This window comes from Chromobacterium sp. IRSSSOUMB001 (genome assembly GCF_023507765.1).
GTDB lineage: Bacteria > Pseudomonadota > Gammaproteobacteria > Burkholderiales > Chromobacteriaceae > Chromobacterium > Chromobacterium haemolyticum.
Map to the genome: position 1 here is coordinate 225,918 of NZ_JALCYU010000003.1, position 15,934 is coordinate 241,851.

The window sequence follows — 15,934 nt, forward strand, 5'->3', positions numbered from 1 at the left end:
TCGTTATCGCTCGGTGGACCCGCCAGTATAAGGGATTATCGCGTTTGTCATGGCAAAATGTCGGGCCGGCCGGGGCGGAATCGGGTAGAATGGCGGCCGGAAGTTGGCCAGACAGTCGCCGCGCGAATTCGCAAGAAGGAGCGGGGAGGAAAGTCCGGGCTCCGTAGAGCAGGATGCCGGTTAACGGCCGGACGCCGTGAGGCGATGGAAAGTGGCGCAGAGAGCTGAACCGCCGATGGCCGGAAGAAGCGCCCGCAAGGGCGCGGATTCTTTATTTCGCCGCGCAAGCGGCGGGACGGATCAGGCAAGGGTGAAAAGGTGTACTGGCCGGGTGAGAGCCCGGTCGGACAGGTAGGGTGTGGTGCCCTATTCTGCGGTAAGAGCGCACCGCGGACGTGGTAACACGGACGGCAGGCAAAACCCCATCCGGAGCAAGACCAAATAGGGGGAATTGACGTTGCTCGCGTATATCCCCGGGTAGGTCGCTTGAGCCTGTCGGTAACGGCAGGCCTAGAGGAATGACTGTCCAACGACAAGACCCGGCTTATCGGCCAACTTCCACCTCATCCCCGCGATCCCATGGCTTGCCGCTATGGGGTTTGCTCAAAAAATAAGCAAAAAAAATCCACGTCCCTGGGAAAAAGCTTTACAATACCGGCCCTTCAGTCAGTTATCCCAGAGTTTCGCAAGCATGCGCATTGGTTCGTACACATTGAAAAACCGGCTGATCGTGGCGCCCATGGCCGGGGTGACGGATAGACCGTTCCGCATGTTGTGCAAGCAATTGGGCGCGGGCATGGCGGTATCGGAAATGATCACCTCCAACAAGGCGCTGTGGACCACGGCCAAGACCTTGCGCCGCGCGGATCACGCCGGCGAGGTGGAGCCGATCTCGGTGCAGATCGCGGGTTCCGATCCGGCGCAAATGGCCGAGGCGGCGCGGCTCAACGTGGAGCGCGGCGCGCAGATCATCGACATCAATATGGGCTGTCCAGCCAAAAAAGTGTGCAATGTGGCCGCCGGTTCGGCGCTGCTGCGCGATGAGGCGCTGGTGGGTCGTATCCTGGAGGCGGTGGTCAAGGCGGTGGATGTGCCGGTGACGCTGAAGACGCGGACCGGCTGGAGCCCTGAGCACCGCAACGCGTTGAGAGTGGCCAGGCTGGCGGAGGATTGCGGCATTGCCGCGCTGGCCTTGCACGGCCGTACTCGCGAGGACATGTATCGCGGCGCGGCCGAGTACGACACGATACGCGAGGTGAAGCGGCAAATCCGGATTCCGTTGATCGCCAACGGCGACATCGATACCCCGCAGAAAGCACAGTGGGTGCTGGAACATACCGGCGCCGATGCCATCATGATAGGACGGGCGGCCCAGGGGCGTCCGTGGATTTTCCGCGAAATTCAGCATTTTCTGGAGAGCGGCGAATGCCTGCCGCCGCCGAAGGTGAGCGAGATCCGCCAGCTCTTGCTGGGGCATCTGGATGAGCTATACCAGTTTTACGGCGAATACTCGGGCTGCCGCATCGCCCGCAAGCACATCGCCTGGTACACCAAGGGGCTGCAGGGCGGAAATGCGTTCCGCCAGCACATGTACCAACTCGAGTCCACGGCGGAACAGCGCTTGGCCGTGGCGGCTTATTTAGACCGTTTGGCGGGGGACTCCGAACGGCTGGTGTATTTGGATGGCGCTGGGGAAGCGTTGGACCACGACTCGGAGACGGTGGTGGATGGCTAATTCCAATCAGACTTGGACAGAATAATAACCATGCAGAACAATGACCATATCTCGCAGTCGGTGCGGCTGGCGATGGAACAGTATTTCAGAGACCTGGATGGCGAGAACCCCTCCGCCATCTACGACATGGTGTTGGCTTGCGTGGAAAAGCCATTGCTCGAGGTGGTGCTGATACATACCCAGGGCAATCAGACCCGGGCGGCGGAGTTGCTGGGATTGAACCGCAACACCCTGCGCAAAAAGATGAAGTCTTATGATTTGATATGAAGACAAACCGGCCATACCGAACAGGGTGGCCGGTTTTTTTTGTGTTCCTTTTTAGTTAACGCGGTAGAGAACCATGAGCAAAATCGAACGTGCGCTGATCAGCGTCTCCGACAAGAGCGGCATTCTGGAATTCGCCCAGGCCCTGGCCTCCCAAGGCGTGCACATCCTGTCCACCGGCGGCACCGCCAAACTGCTGGCCGACGCCGGCGTGCCGGTGACCGAGGTGTCCGATTACACCGGCTTCCCGGAAATGCTGGACGGCCGGGTCAAGACCTTGCATCCGAAAGTGCACGGCGGCATCCTGGGCCGTCGCGATCTGCCGGAACACGTGGCCAAGATGGCCGAGCACGATATCGGCAACATCGATCTGGTCTGCGTCAACCTCTACCCGTTTGAAGCCACCATCGCCAATCCGGACTGCGAGTTGGAAGACGCGATCGAGAACATCGACATCGGCGGGCCGACCATGGTGCGTTCCGCCGCCAAGAACTGGGCGCACGTGGCCATCGTCACCGACGCCGCCGACTACGCGGCGCTGGTCGATGAAATGCGCGCCAACGGCGGCGCGCTGTCCAAGGCCACTCGCTTTGAGTTGGCCAAGAAGGCCTTCACTCACACTGCCGCCTACGACGGCGCCATTTCCAACTATCTGACCAGCCTGGCTGACGGCGCGCTGGCGGGCAAGCCGGAACGAGTGGCCTTCCCAAAACGCCTCAACGTTCAGTTCGTCAAAGTTCAGGACATGCGTTACGGGGAGAACCCGCACCAGGCGGCCGCTTTTTACCGCGACCTGGACCCGGCCGCCGGCTCCATCGCCAATTATCGCCAACTGCAGGGCAAGGAACTGTCCTACAACAATATCGCCGACGCCGACGCCGCCTGGGAGGCGGTGAAGACCTTCGACGATACCGCCTGCGTCATCGTCAAGCACGCCAACCCCTGCGGCGTGGCGGTGGCGGGCGACACGCTGAGCGCTTACCGGCTGGCCTTCGCCACCGATACCACCAGCGCTTTCGGCGGCATCATCGCCTTCAACCGCCCGGTGGACGCCGCCACGGTGGAAGCGGTGACCGGCCAGTTCCTGGAGGTGTTGATCGCGCCTGCCTTCACCGAGGAAGCCAAGGCCGTCATCGCCGCCAAGAAAAATGTGCGCGTGCTGGAAATTCCGCTGGAAGCCGGCTCTAACCGCTTCGAGCTGAAGCGGGTGGGCGGCGGCGTGCTGGTGCAGACGCCGGACATCCGCAATGTGGGCCTGGACGAGTTGCGTGTGGTGACCCAACGTCAACCGACGCAGCAGGAGCTGTCCGACCTGCTATTCGCCTGGCGCGTGGCGAAATATGTGAAGTCGAATGCAATTGTTTTCTGTAAAAATGGTCAGACTGCCGGTATCGGCGCTGGTCAGATGAGCCGCGTGGACTCCACCCGCATCGCGGCGCGCAAGGCGGCAGACGCAGGCTTGAGCCTGCAGGGCGCAGTGGCGTCGTCCGACGCCTTCTTCCCGTTCCGCGACGGTATCGACGTCATCGCCGAACAGGGGATCAAGGCCATCATCCAGCCGGGCGGTTCGATGCGCGACGAGGAGGTCTTCGCCGCCGCCGACGAGCACGGCATCGCGATGGTGCTGACGGGAGTGCGCCACTTCCGCCACTGAGTTTTTCCGATTAACCGGAGGAGGCCGGCATGCCGGCTTCTTTGCATGGGTTTGTTGTTTTTCGATGAGAGCAATTGTCTGTTGGCTGGGCGCCGGCTTGTTGGCGTTCGGCAGTCTGACGGCGCGGGCCGAAGAGTCCGCCGCCGAATCGCAAGGTTTCTGGCAGCGGAGCCGCGCCAATATCGAGGCGGCCTGGCGTTCCGACCAGTATGAGCTGTACGTGCCGGCGGTGACGTGGCATAACCGCGCCTTCTACGATAGAGAGAAGATCCAGCAGTTCAACGAACGGCCGTGGGGCCTGGGAGCGGGGCGCTATCGCTACGACGCCGACGGCGATTGGCACGCGGTGTACGCGATGGCCTTCCTTGATTCGCATAAGGACGTGGAGCCCTTCGTGGGCTACGCCTTCCAGAAAGTGTGGCGTCCGCTGGAAGGCTGGCGCTTGGGCGCGGGCTTTACCGCCGGCGTCACCGCGCGCTCGGACTACAGTTACGCGCCGTTGCCGGCGGTGCTGCCGCTGGTGTCGGTGGAATACCGCCGGCTGGCCTTGCAGGCCACTTATATTCCCGGCGGGCACAACAACGGCAATGTGTTGTTCGCCTGGCTGCGTTGGCAGTTGAGTTGAGTGAAGAATCCGGCGCGTTGCGGCGCGCCGCAAAAACGAGTGGAGCATCGCACATGAAAGTACTGGTAATCGGCTCCGGCGGGCGCGAGCACGCGCTGGCCTGGCGCATCGCCAAGTCGCGCCGGGTGTCCAAGGTCTTTGTCGCGCCGGGCAATGCCGGCACCGCGCTGGACTCCAACCTGACCAACGTCGAGCTCGGCAGCGTGGCGGAGTGGGTGGCTTTCGCCAAGCAGGAGAAGATCGAACTGACGGTGGTGGGTCCGGAAGCGCCGCTGGCGGCCGGCGTGGTCGACGCCTTCCGCGCCGAGGGGCTGCGGATTTTCGGCCCCACTCAATACTGCGCGCAGCTGGAAAGCTCCAAGGATTTCGCCAAGGCCTTCATGAAGCGCCACGGCATCCCCACCGCCGCGTATGAAACCTTCAGCGACGCCGCCGCCGCCCATGCCTATGTCGACGCCAAGGGCGCGCCCATCGTGATCAAGGCCGACGGCCTGGCCGCCGGCAAGGGCGTGGTGGTGGCGCTGACGCTGGACGAGGCGCACGCCGCCATCGACGACATGCTGGTGGGCAACAAGATGGGCAGCGCCGGCGCGCGAGTGGTGATCGAGGATTTCCTGCAGGGCGAGGAGGCTAGCTTCATCGTGATGGTGGACGGCGACCACGTGCTGCCGATGGCCACCAGCCAAGACCACAAGCGGCTGCTGGACAACGATCAGGGCCCGAACACCGGCGGCATGGGCGCGTACAGCCCGGCGCCGGTGGTGACGCCGGCGGTGCACAACCGGGTGATGCGCGAAATCATCCTGCCCACGGTGCTGGGCATGAAGAAGGACGGCCACAGCTATACCGGCTTTCTCTACGCCGGGCTGATGATAGACGCCCAAGGCAATCCTTACACCATCGAGTTCAACTGCCGTTTCGGCGATCCGGAAACCCAGCCCATCATGGCGCGGCTGAAGTCCGATTTCACCGTGCTGCTGGAAGCCGGCGTCAACGGCCGCTTGAACCAGGTGGAAGCGGAATGGGACCGACGCGTGGCCTTGGGCGTGGTGCTGGCGGCCGAAGGCTATCCAGAAGCGCCGCGCAAGGGCGACCTGATCAGCGGTCTTCCGCCGGAGAGCGAGGACGGCATGGTGTTCCACGCCGGCGTCAGCCTGGACGCGGACAAGCAACTGCGCAGCAACGGCGGGCGCGTGCTGTGCGCGGTGGGCCTGGGCGACAGCGTCAAGATGGCGCAGGGCAAGGCTTACGCGCTGGCCGACCAGATCCAGTTCGCCGGCAAGCAGCTGCGGCGGGACATCGGCGCGCGCGCGATTGGCCGCAAACATTAGCGTCTTGCCGTTTGATAAAGAAACAGCGCCGCAAGCGGCGCTGTTTTCATTTCCGGGCTTGGGTCCGGCTCAGCCTAATTCGGCCAGGCGCAGGCCAGGCGCCGCGCCGTCCTTAGGCGATAGTTGGGGCTCTTCGTCCAGCGGCCAGGCGATGTCCAGCTCCGGGTCGTTCCAGGCGATGGCGCGCTCCAAGTCCTTGAACCAGTAATCCGTGGTCTTGTACAGGAACTCGGCGTTGTCCGACAGAGTGAGGAAGCCGTGGGCGAAGCCCGGCGGCACCCATAGCTGACGCTTGTTGGCGGCGGACAGGCGCACGCCCACCCATTGACCGAAGCTGGCCGAGTCGCGGCGGATGTCGACGGCGACATCGAAGACCTCGCCTTCGACCACCCGGACCAGCTTGCCTTGAGCGTGCGGCGCCAATTGGTAGTGCAGGCCTCGCAGCACGCCTTTGGCCGAACGGCTGTGATTATCCTGAACGAAGTGGACTGAGCGGCCGACGGCGGCTTCGAAGCGCTGCTGATTGAAGCTTTCGAAGAAGAAGCCGCGCTCGTCGCCGAACACGGCGGGCTCGATGATTTTGACGTCGGGAATAGTGGTGTCGATGATGTTCATGCGCTGCTCGTCGGTATCAATAGACTGGCTGATCCAGCATCGCCAGCAGATAACGGCCGTAGCCGGTTTTCTGCAGCGGCTTGGCTAGTTGGCGCACCTGTTCGTCGCCTATCCAGCCGGAGCGGTAAGCCACCTCTTCCGGGCAGGCCACTTTCAGGCCCTGACGGCTTTCAATGGTGGCGATGAATTGGCTGGCTTCCAGCATCGATTCATGGGTGCCGGTGTCCAGCCAGGCGTAGCCGCGGCCCATGGTTTGCACCGATAGCTGTCCCTGTTGCAAATAGACGTTGTTGACGTCGGTGATCTCCAGCTCGCCGCGAGGGGAGGGTTTGATGGACTTGGCGATGTCCACCACCTGCTCGTCGTAGAAGTACAGGCCGGTCACCGCGTAATTGGATTTGGGCTGCGCCGGCTTTTCCTCGATCGACAGCGCCTTGCCGTCGGCGTCGAAGTCCACCACGCCGTAGCGCTCCGGGTCGTTGACGCGATAGGCGAATACGCTGGCGCCGCTGCGTGTGGCGTTGGCGTCCTGCAGCAAGGCGGAAAAGTCGTGACCGTAATAGATGTTGTCGCCCAGCACCAAAGCGGACGGCGCTCCGGCCAGGAAATCCTCGCCGATGATGAAGGCCTGGGCCAGGCCGTCCGGGCTGGGCTGCACCGCGTATTGCAGCCGGATGCCCCATTGGCTGCCATCGCCCAGCAACTGTTCGAAGCGCGGCGTGTCCTGAGGGGTGGAGATGATCAGGATCTCGCGGATGCCGGCCAGCATCAGCGTGGTCAGCGGATAGTAGATCATCGGTTTGTCGTAGATGGGCAGCAATTGCTTGCTGACCGAAATGGTGGCCGGGTAGAGCCGGGTGCCGGAGCCGCCGGCCAGGATGATGCCTTTGCGTGCCTGAGTCATTGGATGTCTTTCTGTAGCGGCTGGGCGGCGAGTTCGGCCAGCACTTGTTCGACGCCGCTTTCCCAGCGCGGCAGCGCGAGGCCGAAGGTCCGCTGCAGCTTGGCGCAGTCGAGCCGGGAGTTGGCGGGGCGGGGAGCCGGCAATGGATAGTCGGCGGTGGCGATGGGCGTGATGTCGGCGGGCGACAGCCGCAGCGTGAAACCCAGTTTTTCCGCCTCGGCGACCAGGAAGCGGGCGTAGCCGTGCCAGCTGGTTTCACCCTGCGCCGCCAGGTGGTAGCTGCCGTAGGCGAAGTCGGTCGGCTTGCGCAGATAGTCGCGCAGCAGCGCCGCGGTGACTTCGGAGATCAGGGCGGTGGAGGTGGGCGCGCCGATCTGATCGGCGACCACCCGCAAGTTGTCGCGCTCTTGGGCCAGTCGCAGAATGGTTTTCAGGAAATTGCCGCCGTGGGCGCCGAACACCCAACTGGTGCGCAGAATCAAATGCCGAGGCGCGGCAGCGCGCACCGCCTCCTCTCCTTCCCATTTGCTTTGACCGTAGACCGAGCGCGGCTGGACCGGGTCGTCCTCGCGCCAAGGCCGTTCGCCGGCGCCGTCGAACACGTAGTCGGTGGAGTAATGCAGCAGCAGCGCTTGTCGCCTCGCCGCCCATTGCGCCAGCAACGCCGGCGCGGCGGCGTTGACCGAGCGGGCCTGCTCCACTTCGCTTTCTGCGCGGTCCACTGCGGTGTAAGCAGCGGGGTTGACGATGATGTCGGGCTGGTGGCGTTCCAGTGCCTGGAGGATGCTGTCGGCCTGGCTCAGGTTCAGTTCGGTCCGGTTCAACGCGACGATATTGCCCAGCGACGCCAGCGCGGTTCGCAGCTGATGACCGAGCTGGCCGTTGACTCCGGTCAGCAATATGGTGGGTTCGCGCTCAGCCATAGTGCCGGTTCACCCAGTCGCGGTAGGCGCCGCTGCTGACGTTGGCCACCCAGTCTTGATGTTGCAGATACCAGGCCACGGTTTTGCGGATGCCGCTATCGAAGGTTTCCTGTGGTTTCCAGCCCAAGTCGCGCTCCAGCTTGCGCGCATCTATCGCGTAGCGGCGGTCGTGGCCGGGGCGGTCGGCGACGAAGGCGATCTGCTCGGCGTAGCGGCGAGCCGGGTCGGCTTGAGGCGCCAGTTCGTCCAGCAGCGCGCAGATGGTCTTCACCACGTCCAGATTGGTTTTTTCGTTCCAGCCGCCGACGTTATAGGTTTCGCCGGGCACGCCGGCTTCCAGCACGCGGCGGATGGCGGAGCAATGGTCTTTGACGTAGAGCCAGTCGCGCACCTGGCTGCCGTCGCCATAGATGGGCAGCGGCTTGCCGGCAAGCGCGTTGAGAATGACCAGAGGAATCAACTTTTCCGGGAAATGATAAGGGCCGTAATTATTGCTGCAATTGGTGGTCAGCACCGGCAGGCCGTAGGTGTGGTGCCACGCGCGTATCAGGTGGTCGGACGCGGCCTTGGAAGCTGAGTAGGGGCTGTTGGGCTCATAACGGTGGCGTTCGGAGAACGGCGCGTCGTCGGGCCCCAGCGTGCCGTAGACCTCGTCGGTGGATACGTGCAGCAGGCGGAAGCCCCGTTGCTCCTCGGCGGGCAGCTGGTTCCAGTAACCGCGCACGCTTTCCAGCAGATTGAAGGTGCCCACCACATTGGTCTGGATGAAGTCGCCCGGCCCGTGGATGGAGCGGTCGACGTGGCTTTCCGCGGCGAAATTGATCACCGCTCGCGGCTGGTGTTCGGCCAGCAGGGCGCTGACCAGAGCGTGGTCGCCGATGTCTCCGCGCACGAAGACGTGGCGCGAGTCTTGTTCGAGCGTTTTCAGAGTGTCGAGATTGCCGGCATAGGTCAGCGCGTCGAGGTTGATGATGCGTTCATCGCTCTGCGCCAGCCAGTCCAGCACGAAATTGCCGCCGATGAAGCCGGCGCCGCCAGTGACCAAAATGCTCATATTGTTCTTTCAGTGTTGCTGCGTGCTCAGAATCTGTACCAGTAATGGGAGTGTGGTTCTATGCTCTAGGGGCATGTATCCGGGATGGATTTGCCCGAACATGGAGCGCGGCTCCTGATTTTGAGTTTAAAGCTCAGCGAGTTCAATACGTATCTTGAGAATCGGCCCATTGTCGCGCGAGCGGAAAAAATACGAAAGCCTGTGAAACTGTTTTAATGACCTAAACGATAAATGTTTAGCGAACTAGTTCCAGTAGCGGGCTTGAACTATGACAGCTTGCAAACCCTATTTGGTTTTGGGGTCGGCAGGCTCTATTGGTTCCGCTCCGAGCTTAAAGGCGTTGGGATGTTCAAGCCATGGAGAGTAGCCAAAGTAAGCGCCGTTCAACTGGGTATGTTTGACGAGGTAGGAACGCAGTTTCCGGTACAGCCTGGCTTGGGGAGGTGTTGGCCTGCGCCAGAATCGATGCAGCTCGGTTTGGCAAGTCAGGCCCGGAATATCGTATAGCGCTCGTCCCATGGTGATCAAAGGCTTGTCGTGATGCAAGGAGGACAAGCCGACGGTGCTATTGATGGTGACCACGCCTAAGCTATGTTTCAGCAGGCTGGGCAAATGGCCGTCGTGGATGTAGAACACGCGGGATCCGACGTTGTTTTGACGGGCCAACCCACGGATATAGGCGGCGTAGTTTCTGTGTCCGCGGTCCAACGGGTGATGTTTCAGCACCAGAGCGGCATGTTCGGGGGCGTATTGCGAAAAAGAAAAGATCACTTCCGCGATGAAGTCACGCACATCCCGATAAGGGCTGTGATGCAGCACCTGGCTGTCGTTGAAGACTTGCAAAGGCACTAGAAAATAGCGTTGGTCCCACTCCCGCAGGATACGGCGGCGCAGCTTGTGCTCAAGCGCTTGATACAGTGCTTTGCGCCAACCGGCGCGCAGCCAGCAGAAGAACTCGCGAAAAGGCGAAAAGTCCTTGTGATGACGATAGTGCGGGTAGCGCGCGCGCCAAAACCAGCCCGCGACATAGTAGGCAGCGGCGCTGCAGGCCATCCGGCGAAAAGAGGCTTTGGTGGGGATGGGGGCGGGGAGCTTGCCGGCCTCATAGCGCAGCATGACGGCCGGATCGGCGGCCAAGCGAGAATGGGCATTGACCCCGTTCTGCTCCAGGGTGATGTAGTCTGGCCGCAGATAGCCTTCCTCGAAGGCATAGAAAGCCATGGCCTGTTCCTTGCAGATTTGGGCCGCCGCGCGGTGGTAATGGCGGCAATCGCCAAAGCAGACGACGGCGTCGATGCGATGAGCCTGTAGAAACGCCCGCAGCCAAGGGGTGAAATCCTCAGGGCGTCCACGGTAGTCGGTGGCGTCCAGATGCCGGTGATAAAGCCGATCCCCGCCGTTGAAATTGATCTTGGCCACGTGAGCGCCATGGCGGCGCAACCAACAGGCCAGTTGGTTGAAGAAGTGGCCCATCGGTCCTTGCAATAGCAGTAGGCGGTGATGGGAGAGCAGGGCTTGAGCGGCGAGCATGGACGCGTGCTCAGCGCAGCGTGCGCAACAGGCCCAGGCCCTTGCGCCACTGTCTCGCCAGCCAGTGCGAACGGGTGCGTCCAGGCTTGAGTTGCTGTTTGCGCCGCCATAGGTGTTCAACCACAGCTTCGGCTCTGGCGAAGCCCGGCTGGCCCGGGATCATATAACGGGGGTAGGCAATCAACACGCCATAGACCAACTGCTCCAGCGTGAGCCGGCGTTGTCTATGGAACACGGGCAGATGATCGTGAGTCAGGCCCCAGCCTGCATAGAAGGGCATGCCGTAGCAATGTACCGGCTTGCCGCGCAGCAGGGCTTCGAAACCGGCCTGGGAGGTCATGGTGTGGACCTCGTCCGCGACGCTCAGGCAGGCAATGATGTCGGCGTTGTCCGCCACTTGGTCCGCCAAGCATGCAAGCTCCTGCTCAGAGACCGCCCCATGCCGGTTGCCGGACGTTACGTCGGGATGCGGTTTGTAGATCAACCAGGCGTGCGGCCGCAGCCGGCGCACCTCCCGCAGCAGCGACAGATTGCTGTTGAGCCAAGGGGAGGCCTCACGGAGGGATGCATCGTCTTCCACTTGGCCGGGAACCAGGACTATGGTTTTCCCGGTGGCCGCTGCGGCGAGCTCGAACGCCGCGCCCACATTGTATTTGCTGAGTCGCAGCTCCAACAGCCGTAAGCTGAGGCGCTGGGCGCGAAGCATCTGCTGCGGGTCCAGCTCGAGTTCGCAGAGCAAGCGTTCCAGGCGCGAAGCCGGCGCCGGGGCGTAATAGAGGCCGGCGTCGTCCACCACCACGGACAAGGGCGGCTGCAAATCGGAGCCCAGCCCCAGCGAGCGCACAAAGCCGTCCTCCATCCTCAGCAAAGGCAGGCCATGCCGCGCCGCCAGGGAGGCGGCGTCCGGCGCCATGCCCCAGGCCACCAGCTTGCTGTCCGGAGGAAGCCGCGGCGGCAGCTTGCCTGGTTTCGAGATAAAACGGACTTGGTTGCCGGGGTGCTTCAGGAAGGGCCACACCACCGCGCGTTTCCACCAGCTCATGCCGACGCACCACAGCACGCCGCCAGTTTGCTGTCGCAAGTTCCGATTCAGATGAATCCACTCCGCGACGTCGAAGAAGGTGCCGGGTTCGCCGGTTTCCGGATGAATGTAGCGGGCATAGCGCAGGTAGGCGGCGTGAAACAGCTGTTCCAAGGATCGATGGCAGTACCGGCGCAGCTTCAATGTCGGCATCTCCGGATGACGATCATCGGTCAGCCCCCAGCCCGCATACCAGGGCATGCCGAAGCAGACGACCTGGCAGCCGGCGATCAAGGCTTCGAATCCCATGTGCGAGGTGGCGGTGTAGACCACATCCACCTGGGACAGCAGCGATTGAGGACAGGCGTCCTCAGCGATCAACTTCACGTCGGGCGGAGGGAGAGGCAGATAGCCTCGTTTTTTGCCGGCGATCACGTCGGGATGCGTTTTTACCCAGATTTCCGCTGCGGGATGCTCGCGGTAGGCGGCTTCCAGCATGGCTTGAAAAGTGCATGTGTCCGCACCGCCCAGTCGCACGGACACGTCGCCTTTGGTTTGATCCAGCACCAGCACGCGTGGGCATCCGCTTCGTGGAGGCAGGGCAATGGTTGGCGCGTGGTTGTATTTGGAGAGCCGGTCACGGCGCATCCGTTCCAGACCGCTTTGAGCGTTCTGCCGCTCGGAGCCGGATAGCGATGTGGAAGCAATCAGCTGTTCCAATTGAGATGGGCGGGTGGCGTCGTAGTAGATGCCTAGCTCGTCGATCAGCAGCGACACCGGTGGCTCGCCGTTGACGCCTAGGCCGAGTGAGCGCAGAAAACCGTCTTCCAGCGCGATATAAGGCAGGCCGCGTTGCTGGGCGAAGGCACGGGCGCGACGAGCGGACGAACGCAAGCCCCAGCCGGCCACGGCCGTCAGAGGCCTGGTTGAGGGCAGCGATGACCAGCGGAGATGGCATACCGGCAGACCGATCAGCGCCCGCAGACGAGGAATACGGGCAATGCCGGGTGAAAGGACGGCAATCGTCACTGCAGATTTTCCGCCAAAAAAGCAGAGAATGCTTGATGCGTTTCAGGATGTTTCAAGCCAAATTTTACTGTAGCTTGCAGATAACCCAGTTTGGAGCCGCAGTCATAGCGAATGCCTTGCAGCGGGAGCGCCAGTACTGCTTCCTCCTTCATGAGGGCCGCGATGCCATCGGTCAGTTGAATTTCGCCGCCTACCCCGGGTTTCAGGTGTCTAAGCCTGTCAAAAACACCTGGTGTCAGGATATAGCGTCCCACTACGGCCAGCGTGGAAGGCGCGATGGAGGGGTGGGGCTTCTCCACAATGCCGGTGATACGTTGCACGCCCTCATTCTGCATGGATGTTTCCACAATGCCGTAAGAACTAGTGGCTTCGCGCGGCACGTTTTCCACGCCCAGGATGGAGGTGGGTTGCTGTTCATACAGCTTTACCATTTGCGCCAAGGCACCGGGCTCGCTGTCTATCAGGTCATCCGCCAGAATTACGGCAAATGGTTCATTGCCTATCGCGGGCTGGGCACACAATACGGCATGTCCCAGTCCTAGCGCCTCGGCTTGGCGGATATATAGACAGGAGACATGCGGCGGCAGGATGCCTTGCGCCAGTGGCAAAAGTTTGTGTTTGTTGCGCAGCTCCAGTTCGGTTTCCAGCTCGTAAGCTTTGTCGAAATGGTCTTCGATGCTCCGCTTGTTGCGGCCGGTGATGAAAATCAGCTCAGTCATGCCGGCTGCAATCGCCTCCTCCACCGCGTATTGAATCAGCGGCTTGTCGACAATCGGCAGCATTTCCTTGGGGCTGGCCTTGGTGGCAGGCAAAAAGCGGGTGCCCATGCCTGCTACTGGGAAAATGGCTTTTCTAATTTTTGATTTCATGCTTTAACCTATATAGCAATGACTTGCCCGTGTTATTTTTTTCAATGATTGATCGTTCAATGGTCGTGTCCATGTTGATGGTTTCTCCTAAAGCAATGGTGAGCGCCCCGGCAGGGATGTTGCTGTTTTTAGATATTTCAAAACATAGTTTGAAAATAGAATAGATGTCTTGTCGTGTGACAAGTATTCCATTGATGGTTGTTTTTGAATGGGTGCATAGATGCTCGTAATATATGGCGCAGGCCAAATAATAAAATAGGGAATAATTTTCGATGGAGCACTCTCTCCATAAATGAATGTATTTAATTCCTTGTGAGATTGCACTTTTATATTTTTTGTTTTGAGAGTCAGATAGGAAGTTTGAGATTGAGAAGTTATCTTCAAATTGTAGCGGCGCATGCTGGCAGAGTGCTCGGCTCCAAACAATACCATGCTTGATGGTCTGTGCAGGCTGCCCAGCAATAACACAGTTGCTCTCGTGAGAGCGAGTAACGACAGCACCTGCGGAAACCACACAGTCAGAGCCAATCGTGCAGCCTTTTAATATCATGCTGTTCTTTGCAGCCCATACCCTATTGTTAATTTTTATAGATTTGGCAGGGTTTAATCGAGTGCCGGACTGCAAGTCGAATATGCTGTGAAAATCAGTTGTGCTGATTATTGTGTTGTCGAATAAACAGTCGTTTCCAATATTTATGTCGCTATATTCCCGTGCTGTTATGGATACGTTGCCGTTGCAGGCAAGTCCATGGCCTATTTCTATTTTTGATGACTGAGAAGCGTTGAAGCTGCCTTTGATTTTACAAGCATTGCCAAACTTGACAAAGCTGTTTTCTTTTATTGAAATAAAGCCATTTAAAATAAAGCCATCACCGCATTCAAAGTGACTGTTGGCATCAATTTCGATGTGACCATGCTCTATTTTGCAATTGATTCCAATAGATATATTGGAGGGGAGGTTTGAAAATGATTTTATGGTTGCCATGGTGTTTTGTGTAGTGATTGATATAATTAAAAATTAAATTTAGGTATGCTCTAGTATTAAACCGGAAACGGTTTTTTCTATGCGCATGGAATTGTTATTGTCTGTGTGTGAAAAAAATTTACGGGAAGTGCGCAATTGTTCTTGAGAAATTTTAAAGTTATTATTCTTATACTCTATGATGGTATTTATCAGATCGTTGGCATTGTTGAGTATGGGGCCAGGTATGCCATTGATAGGGCATACTAGAGGCCCTCCACGAGAGGCAAAAAATTGTTGCTGATCGAACCAATAAAAGAGGACTGGTTTTTTTTGATATAACATGTCAAATGATGCGGATGAGTAGTCTGTCACCATTAAGTCGGATTTTATAATTAGTTGTTGAATGTCAGTGTTGTTCATTTGCACCATTTCTATTTCGATGCTTTTGTCGAGCATGTTGAGATGTTTGTGCATCTTATGATGTAAACACATAATTATTTTTGTTTTATGGGTTTGGATGAATGAAATTAATTTTGGATGAGTGATCAATTCGTATATTTTTTTGAAATACTGAGACTTTTCAAACTCGGTAGCATTTTTTTGAGATAGCCAGTCTCGCCATGTCAATAATATTAAAATTTGATTGTTTGTTTTTTTTCTGAATTTTGGCAGGCTGTCAAATCTTGATAAACCAGTCACGGATACTTCATTGTTCTCAAAACCAAACTGCTCACAAATGAGTTTTTTTTCAAAATCGGAACTGACGATAAACTTATCGGGTAGCTCATTTCTTCTTTGCATAGAATTTTTGTCGTAATAACCTTTGGCACGACTGGTGGCGAATATGCCATGCTGCAGAAATACTTTCTTTTTGTCGGAGAATTGATGGCTGACGCGCCTCCATTGATGCAATACATCTCTCATAGAGTCACTAAATATATAGGCGCAGCTTTGTGGAAAATAATAAAATGCTTCAAGCTGCCATAGTGGACAACGTTTTTGTATGGCGCTAGATTTTTTATTGTTTCGGCGTTCTTTTCTATAACGAAATAGTGCGCTAAATCGGTAGATTTTTTTTCTTGCGTGTGTTTGAAATAGTAGTAGCTGGTGTCGTTTGCAGTTTGGCCCAGGCGTTCTCCGACCAAGACGATATTGTTCTTCTGCACAGACTTGGCCGCAATGAATTTTGCGATATTGAATTTTAACCACCATCCCAGCAAGCGATATTTGTTTAGAATATTGGTTTTTATTTCTCTTGTCAGAGTGAAACGATTTTTTCTTACTATGCTTAAGTAGTCTTTTATGATGGTGGCGTCGTTTATTTTCTTGCCTCGTCTCAAACAGCTTCTCTTTATTTTCTCGTTTGCAACCCGATAAGCCTCACTGTAAAAACCATGAAATATCAAAGTGAGCAGT

At 58.4% G+C, this 15,934-nt stretch carries 14 protein-coding genes and 1 other RNA gene; 6 read left to right on the forward strand and 9 right to left on the reverse strand.

Features of this window, described 5'->3' with window-relative positions:
- The first annotated feature begins 99 nt into the window (after nucleotides 1–99).
- From rnpB to purD, 6 genes are all read left to right on the forward strand, one after another.
- Nucleotides 100–563, forward strand: an RNA gene (gene rnpB / locus MOV80_RS05330) — RNase P RNA component class A.
- A 128-nt stretch (nucleotides 564–691) separates the two neighbouring features.
- Nucleotides 692–1,735 carry a tRNA dihydrouridine synthase DusB gene (gene dusB / locus MOV80_RS05335; protein WP_249604885.1) on the forward strand — a complete coding sequence of 348 codons (1,044 nt, stop codon included), beginning with the start codon at nucleotides 692–694 and terminating at the stop codon, nucleotides 1,733–1,735.
- Nucleotides 1,736–1,765: 30 nt separating this feature from the next.
- The gene (gene fis, locus MOV80_RS05340; protein WP_019100932.1) at nucleotides 1,766–2,002 is read left to right on the forward strand and encodes a DNA-binding transcriptional regulator Fis; all 237 of its coding nucleotides are present in this window, start codon (nucleotides 1,766–1,768) and stop codon (nucleotides 2,000–2,002) included.
- Between the two features lie 73 nt (nucleotides 2,003–2,075).
- Nucleotides 2,076–3,653, forward strand: a complete 1,578-nt coding sequence (gene purH, locus MOV80_RS05345; protein WP_081574758.1) for a bifunctional phosphoribosylaminoimidazolecarboxamide formyltransferase/IMP cyclohydrolase — start codon at nucleotides 2,076–2,078, stop codon at nucleotides 3,651–3,653.
- 64 nt (nucleotides 3,654–3,717) lie between these two features.
- Nucleotides 3,718–4,278 carry a lipid IV(A) palmitoyltransferase PagP gene (pagP, locus tag MOV80_RS05350; protein ID WP_118268438.1) on the forward strand — a complete coding sequence of 187 codons (561 nt, stop codon included), beginning with the start codon at nucleotides 3,718–3,720 and terminating at the stop codon, nucleotides 4,276–4,278.
- 53 nt (nucleotides 4,279–4,331) lie between these two features.
- Nucleotides 4,332–5,609, forward strand: coding sequence for a phosphoribosylamine--glycine ligase (purD, locus tag MOV80_RS05355; RefSeq protein WP_118268437.1), 1,278 nt, complete (start codon nucleotides 4,332–4,334; stop codon nucleotides 5,607–5,609).
- A 69-nt stretch (nucleotides 5,610–5,678) separates the two neighbouring features.
- On the opposite strand, the gene rfbC is transcribed toward purD, so the two are convergent.
- The 9 genes from rfbC to MOV80_RS05400 all read right to left on the reverse strand — a co-directional run bounded on the left by rfbC (nucleotide 5,679) and on the right by MOV80_RS05400 (nucleotide 15,730).
- Entirely contained in the window at nucleotides 5,679–6,224 is a 546-nt protein-coding gene (rfbC, locus tag MOV80_RS05360; RefSeq protein WP_043589471.1) for a dTDP-4-dehydrorhamnose 3,5-epimerase, read from the reverse strand.
- Nucleotides 6,225–6,240: 16 nt separating this feature from the next.
- Entirely contained in the window at nucleotides 6,241–7,128 is an 888-nt protein-coding gene (gene rfbA, locus MOV80_RS05365) for a glucose-1-phosphate thymidylyltransferase RfbA (RefSeq protein WP_043589473.1), read from the reverse strand.
- On the reverse strand, nucleotides 7,125–8,051 hold the full coding sequence (gene rfbD, locus MOV80_RS05370; RefSeq protein ID WP_043589475.1) for a dTDP-4-dehydrorhamnose reductase: 927 nt from the start codon (nucleotides 8,049–8,051) through the stop codon (nucleotides 7,125–7,127). Before rfbD ends, rfbA begins: the two co-directional genes overlap by 4 nt.
- Nucleotides 8,044–9,105 (reverse strand): dTDP-glucose 4,6-dehydratase, encoded by a 1,062-nt coding sequence (gene rfbB / locus MOV80_RS05375; protein ID WP_019100925.1) that lies wholly within the window; start codon nucleotides 9,103–9,105, stop codon nucleotides 8,044–8,046. The genes rfbD and rfbB overlap by 8 nt, the downstream gene beginning before the upstream one ends.
- Nucleotides 9,106–9,390: 285 nt before the next feature.
- On the reverse strand, nucleotides 9,391–10,524 hold the full coding sequence (locus MOV80_RS05380; protein WP_198001613.1) for a capsular biosynthesis protein: 1,134 nt from the start codon (nucleotides 10,522–10,524) through the stop codon (nucleotides 9,391–9,393).
- Nucleotides 10,525–10,645: 121 nt separating this feature from the next.
- Nucleotides 10,646–12,685 carry a capsular polysaccharide biosynthesis protein gene (locus MOV80_RS05385; protein ID WP_118268436.1) on the reverse strand — a complete coding sequence of 680 codons (2,040 nt, stop codon included), beginning with the start codon at nucleotides 12,683–12,685 and terminating at the stop codon, nucleotides 10,646–10,648.
- Nucleotides 12,682–13,554: a UTP--glucose-1-phosphate uridylyltransferase GalU gene (galU, locus tag MOV80_RS05390; protein WP_249604886.1), complete on the reverse strand. Its 873-nt coding sequence runs from the start codon at nucleotides 13,552–13,554 to the stop codon at nucleotides 12,682–12,684. The genes MOV80_RS05385 and galU overlap by 4 nt, the downstream gene beginning before the upstream one ends.
- Nucleotides 13,538–14,539, reverse strand: coding sequence for an acyltransferase (locus MOV80_RS05395; RefSeq protein WP_249604887.1), 1,002 nt, complete (start codon nucleotides 14,537–14,539; stop codon nucleotides 13,538–13,540). The genes galU and MOV80_RS05395 overlap by 17 nt, the downstream gene beginning before the upstream one ends.
- A 39-nt stretch (nucleotides 14,540–14,578) precedes the next feature.
- On the reverse strand, nucleotides 14,579–15,730 hold the full coding sequence (locus tag MOV80_RS05400; RefSeq protein ID WP_249604888.1) for a CDP-glycerol glycerophosphotransferase family protein: 1,152 nt from the start codon (nucleotides 15,728–15,730) through the stop codon (nucleotides 14,579–14,581).
- Nucleotides 15,731–15,934 lie beyond the last annotated feature (204 nt).